Source organism: Bradyrhizobium sp. USDA 3262, from assembly GCF_054060035.1.
Genome location: NZ_JBSSCT010000001.1, coordinates 860404 through 874236 on the forward strand (window position 1 = coordinate 860404; position 13833 = coordinate 874236).

Annotated in this window: 10 protein-coding genes and 1 pseudogene; 3 read left to right on the forward strand and 8 right to left on the reverse strand. The window is 65.3% G+C overall.

What is annotated here, in order from left to right; genetic code table 11:
* Positions 1-104 precede the first annotated feature (104 nt).
* The 4 genes from ACVWYP_RS04015 to bioB form a co-directional block, all read right to left on the reverse strand.
* Positions 105-1367, reverse strand: coding sequence for an adenosylmethionine--8-amino-7-oxononanoate transaminase (locus ACVWYP_RS04015; protein WP_304497823.1), 1263 nt, complete (start codon positions 1365-1367; stop codon positions 105-107).
* On the reverse strand, positions 1364-1996 hold the full coding sequence (gene bioD / locus ACVWYP_RS04020; protein WP_304497824.1) for a dethiobiotin synthase: 633 nt from the start codon (positions 1994-1996) through the stop codon (positions 1364-1366). The genes ACVWYP_RS04015 and bioD overlap by 4 nt, the downstream gene beginning before the upstream one ends.
* Complete coding sequence (locus ACVWYP_RS04025; protein ID WP_304497825.1) at positions 1993-3147, reverse strand: 8-amino-7-oxononanoate synthase; 1155 nt, start codon at positions 3145-3147, stop codon at positions 1993-1995. Before ACVWYP_RS04025 ends, bioD begins: the two co-directional genes overlap by 4 nt.
* A gap of 63 nt (positions 3148-3210) precedes the next feature.
* A complete protein-coding gene (gene bioB / locus ACVWYP_RS04030) occupies positions 3211-4206 on the reverse strand; it encodes a biotin synthase BioB (protein ID WP_304497826.1) in 996 nt (331 codons plus the stop codon).
* A gap of 124 nt (positions 4207-4330) precedes the next feature.
* On the opposite strand from bioB, the gene ACVWYP_RS04035 reads away from it, so the two are divergent.
* A complete protein-coding gene (locus ACVWYP_RS04035) occupies positions 4331-4969 on the forward strand; it encodes a GntR family transcriptional regulator (RefSeq protein WP_304497827.1) in 639 nt (212 codons plus the stop codon).
* 254 nt (positions 4970-5223) lie between these two features.
* On the opposite strand, the gene greA is transcribed toward ACVWYP_RS04035, so the two are convergent.
* The 4 genes and pseudogenes from greA to ACVWYP_RS04055 form a co-directional block, all read right to left on the reverse strand.
* Positions 5224-5706 carry a transcription elongation factor GreA gene (gene greA, locus ACVWYP_RS04040; RefSeq protein ID WP_304497828.1) on the reverse strand — a complete coding sequence of 161 codons (483 nt, stop codon included), beginning with the start codon at positions 5704-5706 and terminating at the stop codon, positions 5224-5226.
* A gap of 79 nt (positions 5707-5785) precedes the next feature.
* Positions 5786-8932 carry an efflux RND transporter permease subunit gene (locus tag ACVWYP_RS04045; protein ID WP_304497829.1) on the reverse strand — a complete coding sequence of 1049 codons (3147 nt, stop codon included), beginning with the start codon at positions 8930-8932 and terminating at the stop codon, positions 5786-5788.
* Positions 8929-10043: pseudogene (locus ACVWYP_RS04050) on the reverse strand (efflux RND transporter periplasmic adaptor subunit). The gene ACVWYP_RS04045 and the pseudogene ACVWYP_RS04050 overlap by 4 nt, the downstream one beginning before the upstream one ends.
* A 428-nt stretch (positions 10044-10471) precedes the next feature.
* The gene (locus tag ACVWYP_RS04055; RefSeq protein ID WP_304497830.1) at positions 10472-11296 is read right to left on the reverse strand and encodes a hypothetical protein; all 825 of its coding nucleotides are present in this window, start codon (positions 11294-11296) and stop codon (positions 10472-10474) included.
* Positions 11297-12262: 966 nt separating this feature from the next.
* Between ACVWYP_RS04055 and ACVWYP_RS04060 the strand changes: the two genes are divergently transcribed.
* Both ACVWYP_RS04060 and ACVWYP_RS04065 read left to right on the forward strand, forming a co-directional pair.
* The gene (locus ACVWYP_RS04060; RefSeq protein WP_304497831.1) at positions 12263-13375 is read left to right on the forward strand and encodes a helix-turn-helix transcriptional regulator; all 1113 of its coding nucleotides are present in this window, start codon (positions 12263-12265) and stop codon (positions 13373-13375) included.
* Positions 13376-13527: 152 nt separating this feature from the next.
* Positions 13528-13833 (forward strand): hypothetical protein, encoded by a 306-nt coding sequence (locus ACVWYP_RS04065; protein ID WP_304497832.1) that lies wholly within the window; start codon positions 13528-13530, stop codon positions 13831-13833.

Consider the following 13833-nt stretch of genomic DNA (forward strand, 5'->3'; position numbering starts at 1 on the left):
GGCGTGCCTGCAAGGGCACGCCGATGTCGTATGACACCCCATCGCAGGCACAACGACTCGCGATGCATTCATCAATCCTGGACTATCGGGCGCCAAGCGCGTCCTCAAGCCAGTTCGTCGGCCGCACACCTGATCCCGTCGTAGATCTCCTCGAGATCCGCGTCCGTGACGCAGTAGGGCGGCATGACGTAGATCGTGTTGCCGAGCGGCCGCAACAGCAGATCGCGCCGTTCAAAGAAGGCCTGAAGTTTTGGGCCGATGCCGGCGAGATAGCCCGCATCGACTGCCTTCAGATCAAGCGCGGTGATGGTCCCGGTGCGACGGACGTTCTCGAAGCGCGCGTCGGCGCGGAACGGTGCGATCAGGCGCTCCTGCATCGCAGCCACCGCGGCGACGCGCGCGCCCGCGCCGTGTTGCCAGAGTTCGAGGTTTGCTTTTGCGGCGGCGCAGGCGATCGGGTTCGCCGTGTAGGAACTGGAATGGAAGAAGGTGCGGGAACGATCGCTGGAATAATGCGCGTCGTAGATCTCTGCCCGGCAGAGCGTCACCGCGAGCGGCAGCGAACCGCCGGTGAGGCCTTTTGAATAGCAGGCGATATCCGGCGTGATGTCAACCTGCTCGCACGCGAACAATGTGCCGGTGCGGCCCCAGCCGGTCATCACCTCGTCGGCGATGAACAGCACATCGTGGGTTTCGCAGATCCGCTTCATCTCCTTCAGCACCCAGGGCGGATACATCAGCATCCCGCCGGCGCCCAGGATCAGCGGCTCGACAATGAACGCGGCCGCGGTTTCCGCGTTGCACGCGGCCTCGAGCGCATCGAGTGTTGTCTGTTCATAACCGGGCGCAGGAAACGGGATCGACGCGACGTCGAACAGCAGCGGCTCGTAAGCCTTGTTGAAGACGCCGCGCGCGCCGACCGACATCGTCCCGATCGTGTCGCCATGGTAGGAATGCTCCATCACGATGATGCGGGTGCGCGTCGCGCCGATATTGTGCCAGTAGCCAAGCGCCATCTTCAGCGCCACCTCCACGCTGGTCGAGCCAGAGTCGGAAAAGAACACGTAATCGAGCCCATCAGGCGCCAGCTTCAGGAGTTGCGCGGCGACCTGTTCGGCCGGATCGTGAGTATGGCCCGCGAAGATGATCTGGTTGAGCTGCTCCGCCTGGTCCTGGATCGCGCGCACGATGTGCGGATGGCAGTGGCCATGGGTCACGACCCACCAGGATGCGATCGCATCGATGATGCGGCGATCATCCGCGGTGTAGAGATAGGCTCCCTCGCCACGCACGATCCTCGTCATCTCGCCGTGCAGCGCGTGCTGGGTGAACGGGTGCCAGATCGGCGACTTCCGAGCGGATGTCATGGATTGAAATCTTCCCGCCGGAACGACGCCTTGAACGCTGCCTGCAGCGTGTCTGCCGCAAGCGGAGCAAGCCAGGGCAACCGGCCCAGCCGGCGCACCTGCCCGATCTCGCAAATCGCGCGCTCGCTCTCGGGATTGCTCTCGCCGATGAATGCGATCCCGAGAATGTGGATCCCGCGCTTGCGCAATGCCTCGACCGACAATAGCGAGTGATTGATGGTGCCGAGCGCGGTGCGGGCGCAGAGCACGACCGGAAGGCGCCATCGCGCGAAGACGTCGATATAGAGCGTGCCGCCGTCGAGCGGCACCATCAGCCCGCCGGCGCCCTCGATCACCAGCGGCCGGTCCCCGACATCGGGCACGCCGAGCGCGGCAGGATCGATGCGCACGCCGTCGAGTGCGGCGGACTGATGCGGCGAAGCCGGCGTTCGAAGCCGGTATCGCTCCGGCACGATGCGATCGGCCGGGAGCCCGCCAAGTCGCGCGACCAGCTGCGCATCGGTTTCCTCCTCGATGCCGGCCTGAACCGGCTTCCAGTAGCGCGCGCCGAGGAAACCGGCGAGGCCTGCGGAGAACACCGTCTTCCCGATCCCGGTATCGGTGCCGGTCACCACGATCCGGCTCGTCATCGCGACCAGCCCTTCGTCTCCTCGACCAGCGCATCGAGCAGCGCGCGCACGTCGCTCTCATCGACATTGAGGGTCAGCGCAATTCGCAACCGCGCGGTGCCCGCCGGCACGGTCGGCGGCCTGATGCCTCTGATATCGAAGCCGCGCGCCTGCAGCGCAGACGCCAGCTGCATCGCGCGCGCATTGTCGCCGACGATATAGGGCACGATCTGCGAGCGCGACGGGCTGCGCCAACCGCGCAGGTCGAGCTCGCGATGCGTGAACGCGACCAGTTTTGCCAGGCGCTGCTGATGCTCGGGCTCCTGCTGCAGGATCAGCAGCGCCTCACGCACCGCAACGGCCACAAGCGGCGACGGCGCGGTGGCGAAGATGAACGGGCGGCTGCGATTGACCATGAAGTCGCGCAGCACGGTCGAGGCCGTGACCAGCGCGCCGGCGGCGCCCAGCGCCTTGCCGCAGGTATGAACGATCACGAGGTTCTCGCGCCCCTCATAGGTCGCCGTCAGCCCGCGCCCCTGCTCGCCATAGACGCCGGTGCCGTGCGCCTCGTCCACCATCAGGAACGCGTCGTGCCGGTCCGCGATGGCGACGAGGTCGTCGAGCGGCGCGACGTCGCCATCCATGCTGTAGACGCTTTCGACCACGATCCAGACCCGGCCCGTGCCGCCTTCGGCGCGCCAGCCGCAAATGGTGGCTTCGACCGACCCGGGATCATTGTGCGCGCTGATCCGGAATTCGGCCCGGCCGGCCCGCGCGCCCTCATGGATGCTGGCGTGCACGAGAGAATCGAGCACCAGGAGGTCGCCGCGCTGCGGCAGCGTCGTCAGCACGGCGAAATTGGCGACGTAGCCGCCGCCGAAGAACAACGCGGTCTCGGCTTTGAAGAACGCGGCGGCTTCGGCCTCCAGCCGTTCGTGCTCCTCGCAATTGCCGCGCAGCAGCCGCGACCCGCCGGCGCCGATCGGCGTGCCGGCCTCGAGCGCGGCCGAGACGGCCTGCTTGATGCGCGGCGCGCTCGCGAGCGCCAGATAGTCGTTCGAGACGAAATCGATGCCCGCGCGCGGCTTGAGACCGCGCAGCCGATCGTCCTTGCTCAGGGCGTGCAAGGCCGCGGCGTAATCAGCGACCTTGGCCGCATGGATTGCGCTCATGCTTCTCTCTCAGATTTGTCGTTGGTCGCGCGGCGAATCCCGCCGCGCGCGTCGGAAGTACGCTCAGGCGAGGGCGGAGTTGATGCCGAGCCGGTCCAGCAGATTGGCGTCGCGATCGCGCTGCGGGTTCCTGGTGGTCAGCAGCACATCGCCGATGAAGATCGAATTCGCGCCGGCGAGGAAGCACATCGCCTGCAGCTCGTCGGTCATGTATTGCCGTCCGGCCGACAGCCGCACCACGCTCTTCGGCATCATGATCCGCGCGGTGGCGACCAGACGCACCAGCGCGATCGGATCGGGCCGTTCCGCGGTGTCGTTGACCGGCACGCCCTTGACCTCGTTCCACAGATTGATCGGCACGCTCTCCGGATGGCTGGGGAGATTGGCAAGCAGCATCAGCATGCCGAGCCGATCATCGACCTGTTCACCCATGCCGATAATGCCGCCGCAGCAGACCTTGATGCCGGCGTCGCGCACATGCGCGAGCGTATCGATGCGGTCCTGCAGGGTGCGGGTGGTGATGATCTTGTCGTAGAACTCGGGCGAGGTGTCGACGTTGTGGTTGTAGAAATCGAGCCCGGCGTCGGAGAGACGCTCGGCCTGCTTTGGCGTCAGCATGCCGAGCGTGACGCAGGTTTCCATGCCGAGGCCCTTCACCGCGCTGACCATGTCGCAGACCTGATCGAGATCGCGGTCCTTCGGGCTGCGCCAGGCCGCGGCCATGCAGAAGCGGGTTGCGCCGGCGTCCTTGGCGCGCTGCGCGACCGCGACCACTTCCTCCCGTGGCATCAGGCGGGTGGCTTTCAGGCCGGTGTCGTAATGCGCGCTCTGCGAGCAGTAGCCGCAGTCTTCCGGGCAGCCGCCGGTCTTGATGCTGAGCAGGCTCGCGGTTTCGACATGGTTCGGATTGAAGTTGGCGCGATGCACGCCTTGCGCCTGAAACATCAGGTCCGCGAACGGCAGGTTATAGAGTGCTTCAGCCTCGGCACGCTCCCAGGTCTTGCGGGGCGCTGCGCTGGTGCGGCTGTCGGTCCGTTCGATCTCCACGACATCAACCATAGAGCTTGCCTTCTCGTTTGCTATAGATCATAGATAATCTGACATATTATCTATGATCTTTGGAATTAGAACGATGCTAGCCGAGCCCGGACGAACGCGCACCCGTTTTTACGATAGATAATCTATGGCGAACGAAGGTGAGAACACGACCACCGCGGGGCGCATCGCCGAGGCGATCGGCGAGCGCATCATCAGCGGCGAGTTGCTGCCGGACGCGCCGCTGCGGCAGGACCATGTCGCGCGCGAATTCCACTCGAGCCACGTCCCGGTGCGCGAGGCCTTCAGGCAATTGGAGGCGCAGCACCTCGTCGTTGCGGTGCCCCGTCGCGGCGTTCGGGTCGCGCCGCTCGACACCAGGTCAGTGAAGGAGATCGCCGAGATGCGCGCCGCGCTCGAAGTGGTCGCGTTGCGCAATGCCGCCCCCAGGCTCACATCGGCCCATCTGGCACGGATCGAACTCGCCATGATCGAAGGCGACAATGCCGAGACGGTGCAGGATTTCGAGATGGCCAATCGCGCCTTTCATCACGCGCTGGTGGCGCCGTGCGCGATGCCGCGACTGCTTGCCAGCCTCGACGGCCTGCAGCTTGCGAATTCGCGACTGGTGTTCGCGATGGCACGCAATGCCGGCTGGCGGCCGCGGCCGAGCCAGGATCACCGCGTGATCCTGCAGGCGCTACGCGCGCGCAACATCGAACAGGCCTGCAGCCTGCTGGCGCGGCATATTCAAACCATCGAACGGCTTGCCCTGCCGACGGCGTGATCGGACTTCGCAGGCAGCCGTATCCACTCACGTCGCATTTGCGCGAGCGCGACGGAGTCAGGTTGAATCGATGATGCCGCAGACTGCCTGCACCTCTCCCGCTTGCGGGGGAGGTCGCATCGTATTGAAAATGCGATGCGGGTGGGGCTCTTTCCACAATGTGACTCGTGGAGAGAACCCCCACCCCGGCCCTCCCCCGCAAGCGGGATAGGGAGCAGGCCGCCTTTGCGGCCGCAATCCAATCTCATTACGCGCTAGGCGATCGCGACGATCTCCAACTCCTGATCGCAGGCGCCTGCGACGTCGCCCACGGCCTTGCCCATCAGCGACCTCGCCACCGGCGAGACAAAGGAAATCGAGCCTGCCTTGGGATCGGCTTCGTCCTCGCCGACAATGCGATAGGTCTGCACCCGCCCATCGGCGCGGCTGAACGTCACCGTGCTGCCGAAGGCAACGGTTTCGGTGGAAGCAGGGTCAGGCACGACCTGCGCGGTGCGGAGCCGCTCCGTGAGATAGCGCATGTCGCGTAGCGGAACCGCCGACTGCCGCCGCCGTTCGTTGACGTCGTCCAGCTGTTGCGCGGCCTCAAAGGCCTCGCGCGCCGCCTGGAGCTCACGCTCCAGCGCCTTGCGTCCGGCTTCGGTCACCAGGTTGGGATGCGGCGAAATGGGACGGTCCGGCAACAGCGTTTCGGCCGCCGTCTCGGCACTTTCTTCCTTGGTGAAGGCAACGCTCAATCCGGAACTCCATCGATGAGGCCAGCAGCATAGCCCCGCCCCACGCGCCCCGCTAATGCGCGAAGGGATTAGGCGGAATCTAATGCGAGGCAGGCTGCTCGGCTTTGCTCCGTCTGCCAAAGCGGTTCTTTACACCCTCGCGCCAGCCCTGGAAGGTGACAAAGAGCATCGGCACCAGGAAGATGCCGACCGAGCTTGCGGCGAGCATGCCGCCGAACACCGCGGTGCCGACCGCGCGGCGGCTGATTTCCGCGGCGCCGGTCGCGACCACCAGCGGCACCAGGCCGAGGATGAAGGCGATCGAGGTCATCATGACCGCGCGGAAGCGCATTTGCGCGCCCATCGTCGCGGCTTCCGCGATCGGCCTGCCGGCCTCGCGCTGCTCCTTGGCGAACTCGACGATCAGGATGCCGTTCTTGGCGGCAAGCGCGATCAGCACCACGAGGCCGATCTGGCCGTAGAGATCGAGATTCAGACCCGCGAGCTTGATCGCAAGATAGGAACCGAACACGCCGACCGTGACCGACAGCAGCACGGGAATCGGGATCGTCCAGCTCTCATACAGCGCCACCAGGAACAGATAGGCGAACAGCACCGCGAGCCCGAGGATGATGCCGGTCTGGCCGGAGGCGGCCTGCTCCTGATAGGCCGTGCCGGTCCATTCATAGGAATAGCCCGAAGGCAGCGTCGACTTGGAGAGATCGGCCATCGTCGCGATCGCGGTGCCCGAGGACACGCCCGCCGCCGGGCTGCCGTTCACGGTGACCGAACGATAGTTGTTGTAGCGCGTGATCACCTGCGGGCCGGTCACGATCCGCAAGGACGCGATCGAGCGGATCGGCACCATCTCGCCGCCGCTGTTGCGCACATAGATCTGCCATATGTCGGGGATGTCGCGGCGGTTGGCCGCGTCGCCCTGCACATTGACCTGCCAGGTGCGGCCAAACAGGTTGAAGTTGTTGACGTAGATGCCGCCGAGCGTGGCCTGCAGCGCGGTGAAGACGTCCGCCATGTTGAGGCCGAGCGCCTGCGCCTTGGCGCGATCGATATCGAGATAGACCGACGGGTTGGTCGCGGTGAAGGTCGAGAACACGCGGGCCAGATTTGGATTTCGGTTCGCCGCGCCGATCAACCCGCCCATCACGCTGCTGAGCGAAGCCGGATCCTGCCCTTCCAGCGCCTCAAGCTGATATTCGAAGCCGCCGGAGGTCGAAAGCCCGATGATCGGCGGCAGGTTGAACGGCAACACCGAGGCCTGGCGTATCTGCGATCCCCCGACGAAGGTCTGCCCGATCGCCGCCTGCACCGAGTCGGTGACGGCCTTGCGATCGGCGAACGCCTTCATGCGCGCCACCATGAAGGCCGAATTCGGCTCGCTGGCACCGTCGAGCAGCGAGAAGCCGATGATCGACAGCACATGGTCGATCGCCGGGTTCTTCTTCAACAGCGCCTCGACCTGCTTGGTGACCTCGCTGGTGCGCGCCACCGATGCGCCGTCGGGCAATTGCACCGCGATGAAGAAGGCGCCCTGGTCCTCCTCGGGCAGGAAGCCGGTCGGCGTGATCTTCGACACGCCGAACACCGCGCCGGCAAACACCAGCACCGCGACCAGCGACAGCACCGCCACACGAACCAGCCGTTGCACCACGCCGGCGTAGCGGTCGCGCACCCAGTCGATGCTGCCGAGCACCCGTCCCATGATGCCGCGGCGCGGCCCACCATGGCGCAGGAACACGGCGCACAGTGCCGGCGACAAGGTCAGCGCATTCAGCGCCGAGATCACCATCGCGGCGCTGATCGTCACCGCGAACTGGCGGAACAGCGTGCCGGAAATGCCCGGGATGAACGCGATCGGCACGAACACCGAGAGCAGCACCAGCGAGATCGCGATGATCGGCGCGGTGATCTGCGCCATCGCCTTCTTGGTGGCGTCGGCCGGCGACAGCTCCGGCTCCTCCTCCATGACCCGCTCGACGTTCTCGACCACGACGATGGCGTCGTCGACCACGATGCCGATCGCAAGCACCATCGCCAGCAGCGACACCGTATTGGCGGAATAGCCGAGCGCCAGCAGCACCGCGAAGGCGCCGATCAGGCTGACCGGAACCGCGACCGCGGGGATCACCGTGGCGCGCAGATTGCCGAGGAACAGGAACACCACGATCACGACGAGCACGAAGGCCTCGCCGAGCGTCTTCATCACTTCCTTGATCGTATCGGACACGAAGGTGGTGGAGTCGTACTGCACGAGATAGGTCAGCCCCGGCGGAAACCGCTCCGACAGCCGCGCAAGCGTGGCCTGCACCGCCTTGGCCGTGGTCACGGCATTGGCACCGGGCGCGAGATAGATGCCCATCGGCACGCCGGGATTGCCGTCGATCCGCGACTCCGAATCCGAGTTCTGCGCGCCGATCTCGACGGTTGCGACGTCCCTGATCCGCAGCACCGATCCGTCTGGATTGGCCCGCAGCACGATGTCGCCGAACTGCTTGGATGTAGTCAGGCGGCCCTGCGTCTGCACGTTGAACTGGAACTGCTGGTCATTGCTGATCGGACGCGCGCCGATGCGGCCGACCGGCGCCTGCACGCTTTGGGCCCGGATCGCGGCGATCACGTCCGACGGCGCCAGATTGAGGCTGGTCAGGCGCTGGGTGTCGAACCAGATCCGCATCGAGTAGTTCAGCTTCGCGAACAGCGAGGCCTGTCCGACGCCCGGCGTGCGCGAGATCGCATCCAGCACGTTGATGATGGCGTAGTTGGTGATGAACAGCGGGTCCTGCTCGCCGCTCTTGCTGTACAGCACGATGAATTGCAGCACCGCCGAGGATTTCTTCTGCACGGTCAGGCCCTGCGCCTGCACCTCGGTCGGCAATTGCGCGAGCGCGCTCTGCACGCGGTTGTTGACGTTGACGGTGTTGATATCGGGATCGGTGCCGAGCGCGAAGGAGACCGTCAGCGTGTAGCTGCCGTCATTGCCGCTGGTCGACTTCATGTAGAGCATCTTGTCGACGCCCACGACCTGCGCTTCCAGCGGCTGGGCGACGCTCGATTCCACCACTTCAGCCGATGCGCCGGGGAACACGGCGGAGACCGTGACCTGCGGCGGCACGATGTCCGGGAACTGGGCGACCGGAATCTGCATCAGCGCCAGCGCGCCCGCGATCGTGATCACGAACGCGATGACGATCGCAAGCCGCGGACGATCGACGAAGACAGCGGAAATCATGGATTATTGCCCGTCGATTTCGGCGTGCTGCTGGCGCCGCCGTCCGCCGAAACCTTCATGCTCGACTGGATCAGCGCGCTGACAGGCCCCGGCGCCACCACCTCGCCCGACTTGACCTTCTGCAATCCCTCGACGACCACCTTGTCGCCAAGCGAGATGCCGCTCGTCACCGCCGCAATCGTTGCGGTCGATTGCCCAAGCTGAATCCGCCTTTGCTCGGCCTTGTTCTCCGCGCCGACGACATAGACATATTCACCCTGCTGGTCCGACAGCACCGCCGAACGCGGGATCGCCAGCACCTCGACCGGCTGCACGCCTTCGAGGAGAACGGTCACGAACTCATTGTCGGTCAGCTCGCGGACCGAGCCGCCGGCTGCGACGGACGTGTATGTTGACGGGTTTGGGATGACGCCGCGCAGGGAGATGGTGTCGGTGTTCTGCGCGATCGTGTTGTTGACGAAGTTCAGCTCACCCGTCTTCTCGTAGAGCCGGCCGTCCGTCAACCGCAGGCGGATGACGACCGCCTTGAAGCCGCCGCGCGTCGCATAGCGGTCGCGCAGATCGAGCGCCTCGCGCACCGGCACGGGAAAGGTGACATACATCGGGTCCTGGCTGACGATGGTCGTCAGGGTTCCCGAGCTCGGCGTCACGACGTTGCCCTCGGTGACCGCGGTGCGTCCGATCCTGCCGTCGATCGGCGAGTGGATCATGGTGTAGTCGAGATTGATCTGGGACAGGTCGACCTGCGCCTGCGCGGCCTGCACCTGTGCCTCGAGGCTCTGCTGGTTGGCGACCGCGGCATCGACGTTCGATTGCTGGCCGGCCGGCCCGCCCATCAGGGCCTTGGCGCGGTCGGTGGTCAGCTTGGCGTTGACCAGCCCTGCAACTGGGCGACCTGGGCCTTCTTCGATGCAAGATCGGCCTCGAACGGTCCGCGCTCGAGTTGATACAGGAGATCGCCGGCCTTGACCTCGGAGCCCTCGACAAAGTTCCGCTTGTCCAGGAACGCCGTCACGCGCGCCACCACGTTGACGCGGTTGGGGGCTTCGATGCGCCCCAGAAATTCACTCGTTTCGGTGACCGGCCGCTTCACCGCCTCGAACACGCCCACGGCAGGAGGCCCGGGCGACCCCGCCTGGGCATGGGCCGCTGATACTCCCGCCGCCACCAATCCCGCCGATACGAGAAGCCCTGCCAAACGACCGCGCATGCGTTCCGTATCACTCATGCAGTCCAACCCTTCGGCTACCAACAGACGCTACGAGACGGATATGACGTCGAGTTCCCTCAGACCCGAAGGTCAGGATGGGCAGGTGCGTTGCAGCAGATCATAACGCGGCCAATCCGACAATCCTGCAACTCGACCGCGATCGTTGCGCCGATCCCGACGACAGCCAGCTTTCAAGAGCGCTGCAATGCCACCATGACACAGCCATTGCGGCCGCACGGGCCGGCTCAGTGCATGCCGCCGGCGCCGAAAGCTCCCGTCAATGTGATCCACGCGAGCGCACCCTCGGTACGGTCGAGGTCAGGCTGCGCTCACAGCGCGATGGCGTTCTTCAAGCGAGCGGTGTCTTGATAGGCTGGCGACGCCAGATGTTCGGACAGCCATGGCCGCGCGCGCTTGCCGCTGACCTCGTGCACACCGTCGAAGACGTCCATGTCGATCAAATGTGGATGACCCGACGATGCGTAGACAGATTGCATTTGCGTAAACTTCTCATCCCGCCCAAGTTCCATGGCGTTTGCACCGTCACGGCTCCCGATCTCGACGAACAGCGGGCACGGGCAGAGCAGGTACGCCAGCTCCGCGCCGGTGTACTTGGCGCGGCCGTTGCTGAAATGGATGTAAGCCGCAAGTTCGACGCCGAGATTCTTGCTGATGACGGGCGACGTCAGAAACCTCTTCTCGTCGCGCATATATCCGGAGACGACGGTCGGCCGCATCCGCCCTGTCGCGGCTTCCAGATGGAGCGCGAGAAAGGCGCCCCAGGACACCCCGTATACGCCGACGTTCAAACCCGACGCGCCGATGAGCTTCCGGCAGACGATTTCACCGGCGTCGAGCGATGCGCACGACACGTTGTGGGCGGAGACACCGTGGGATGCCAGCATCGCGGCGATGTTGTTCTGGCTCTCCTGATTTCCGATCTGGACGATGTAAGGACACCAGACGACATAGCCGTCCCGACATAGCCGTTTGCCGAGCGCGTTCATGTAGTCCTTGTCGGCATCGTCGAAGCAGCGCTCCGGTGTGCTCGCCATGCCGTGGCCGAGCAGGATCAATCCCTTGAATTCTCCGTCGGGAATGCCAAGACATCCGCGCACCGGCACGCCGCATTCCAGATCGAACTCGACCTTCATGACCGAGAATCCATCCGCGGGCGCGCGCCAGAGAACCCGGATCTCGTCGTGCGACGGCCGATAAAGCCGCCGCGCCCGGAACAGAGATCGCATCTCTCCGCGAATCTCCGAACCGGTTGCGACCGCATGCAGCCTGCCGCTTGCCGCGATATCGAACAACGACCGGCAGAACTGATCGTAGCCAAGGGTCGGCAAGTCGACATTCGCGCATGATCCCTGGCAATGGCCCAGCGCCAGCCCGTCGTTGCCGGCCCGCGACGAGGGGCCGACCAGCGTCATCAACAATCCGGAAAGCGCCCTGCGGCTGATCATCGACTCTCCCCGAGCCGACGATGGCTCGCATGAATGTCAGAGGTGGTTGCCCAAAGCGCGATGAGACCAGGTTTGAATCGTCATCGCGCTTGAGGCCGCTCCCTAGGCATGATCTTTTTCGGAAAACCGCTTCGCACTTTTCCGGATCATGCCGTAGCTGGCGCTAAGGATTGCGCGGACACAAATTAAAGGATGTCCATGCTCGAACGATCGCGTGCAGCGTTGCAAATGTGTGACGCCGGCAGGCCTGGCGCAGCGTCGATCCACGCCAATCAGGTTTCGGGATGCTTCGGAATATTTCTGCCTGTCACGCAGCTTCGATTTCGCCACACACGGCGATGATCGTCAGGCCTTGATTATCGAGTCTTCATCAAGTCTCTATCAAGCCTTGGGCTTGACCCCGCCGAACCGGCATCGGCCTTTCGTCGTCCGGGCGCCGGCGGCCGCGCGCCGGGTCGCAGCCGACCGAGCGAGGCCCCACGCGCCCGCCCGAAAATCGAGGAGAAGAGCAGCGAAAACGTCGTATTTTCCCCTGATGCGCGTGAACGCGCACCGGAATAGCCCGGACTCGTGGCTCGGGCTGAATTGCTTTACGCAATATTTCCGGGGTCGCCGGGTTTATCTATTGGGCAACAACGGTTTTTGGGATGACCGATGGCGAACGACCTGCACGAGCATCTGATTGAACTGGCCTATGAGGCCGCGGTCGTCCCCGAATTGTGGCCGAATGTCCTGCATCAGGTCGGTGCGATCGCGCGTGCGCGCGGTATTGTGCTGCTGACGGCGGCCCCGCACGACGTCCGCTGGGTCGCGTCGCCCGACATGCACGACGACACGGTGGCCTATGTCGAGGGCGGCTGGCACGAGCGCAACGGGCGATTGCCGCGCCTGCTCGCGGCCAACCATGCCGGCTTCCTGCGCGACATCGACGTGTTCGATACGCCCGAGGAGGTGCAGCAGGATTTCCAGATCCGCGAATTCTTCCGCCCGCGCGGGCTCGGATGGGGCGCCGGTACTGCGATCCCGGTGCCAAGCGGCGACGTGCTGATCTACAGCGTCGAGCGCGAATACCAGCACGGACCGATCGAGCGGGAAGCAATCGAGCAGCTCGACGCACTGCGGCCGCATCTGGCGCGTGCCGCGCTGCTGTCGGCGAGGCTCGGGATGGAGCGCGCCAGGGCGGCAACCGAATCGCTGGCGATGCTCGGCCTGCCCGCGGCAGTGCTGCGGCGCGGCGGCCGCCTGATGGCGGCCAACACGCTGTTCGACCGCCTCGTGCCCGACGTGATGCAGGATCGCGGCGAGCGCCTGACGCTGGCGGCGACCACTGCCGACACGCTGTTCGCCCAGGCGCTGGCCGCGCTTGATCAGGGACTGGTCGGCGTGGAGGTGCGCTCGGTGCCGATCGCGGCGCAGGAGGATCGGCCGCCGCTGATCGTGCATCTGGTCCCGATCCACGGCGCGGCGCGTGACCTGTTCGACCGCGCGGCGGCGATCGTGATCGTGACGCCGGTGGTGCCGGCAGAGGTGCCGACCGCGGAAGTGCTGCAGGGTCTGTTCGACCTGACGCCGGCGGAGGCGCGCGTTGCGCGCGGCATTGGCGAAGGACGCACCGTCGAGGCAATCGCCGGCGCATTCGGCATCTCCCGCGAAACGGTGCGCAACCAGCTCAAGGCGGTGCTGGCCAAAACCGGACTCGGCCGGCAGGTGGAGCTGGCCGGACTGCTCGCCGGCGCGAAGGTGCCGCCGGGTTCGTCAGGAGACTAGCGCACGCGGCGCACGGCTCGGTACAGGGGTCGATGCGATCCTTCGGGAGTTCGCAAAAGGATCGCATGTTCAAACGGCACCGGTTACGCTAGGGGTAGCTCCCCTCCCTCCGCGCCCGCTCCGGCGCATGTCCAGTCAATGAGTGCATCTGAATGGCCGAAGCCGACCTCGACGCCGTCATCCGGCAAACCGCAAGAGCGCAGACCAAGGCCGTGATGGCGGCTGCCAAGAAACGTCAGGCCGTCTGGGTCGCGCGCGCGGCCAAGGCCAAGGACAAGGAGGCCAAGGCGCGCTTCCGCTTCCTGGCCAAGAGCACGATGCTGAACGCAACCGCGACTGCCAAGCGGTTGCAGAATTCGGCCGAGAACGCCGCCGACGCCTATGCCCGCGCCATGAAGAAAGCGATGGAAGAGCCGCCGCCGGCCAAGAAGCCCGCGAAGAAGAAAGCCGACGGCTAG

What these genes read in the sequence shown, in the direction of transcription:
- ACVWYP_RS04015 (WP_304497823.1), bottom strand. Translation starts at nt 1,367, where the DNA reads ATGACATCCGCTCGGAAGTCGCCGATCTGGCACCCGTTCACCCAGCAC.
- bioD (WP_304497824.1), bottom strand. Translation starts at nt 1,996, where the DNA reads ATGACGAGCCGGATCGTGGTGACCGGCACCGATACCGGGATCGGGAAG.
- ACVWYP_RS04025 (WP_304497825.1), bottom strand. Translation starts at nt 3,147, where the DNA reads ATGAGCGCAATCCATGCGGCCAAGGTCGCTGATTACGCCGCGGCCTTG.
- bioB (WP_304497826.1), bottom strand. Translation starts at nt 4,206, where the DNA reads ATGGTTGATGTCGTGGAGATCGAACGGACCGACAGCCGCACCAGCGCA.
- ACVWYP_RS04035 (WP_304497827.1), top strand. Translation starts at nt 4,331, where the DNA reads ATGGCGAACGAAGGTGAGAACACGACCACCGCGGGGCGCATCGCCGAG.
- ACVWYP_RS04045 (WP_304497829.1), bottom strand. Translation starts at nt 8,932, where the DNA reads ATGATTTCCGCTGTCTTCGTCGATCGTCCGCGGCTTGCGATCGTCATC.
- ACVWYP_RS04055 (WP_304497830.1), bottom strand. Translation starts at nt 11,296, where the DNA reads ATGAAGGTCGAGTTCGATCTGGAATGCGGCGTGCCGGTGCGCGGATGT.
- ACVWYP_RS04060 (WP_304497831.1), top strand. Translation starts at nt 12,263, where the DNA reads ATGGCGAACGACCTGCACGAGCATCTGATTGAACTGGCCTATGAGGCC.
- ACVWYP_RS04065 (WP_304497832.1), top strand. Translation starts at nt 13,528, where the DNA reads ATGGCCGAAGCCGACCTCGACGCCGTCATCCGGCAAACCGCAAGAGCG.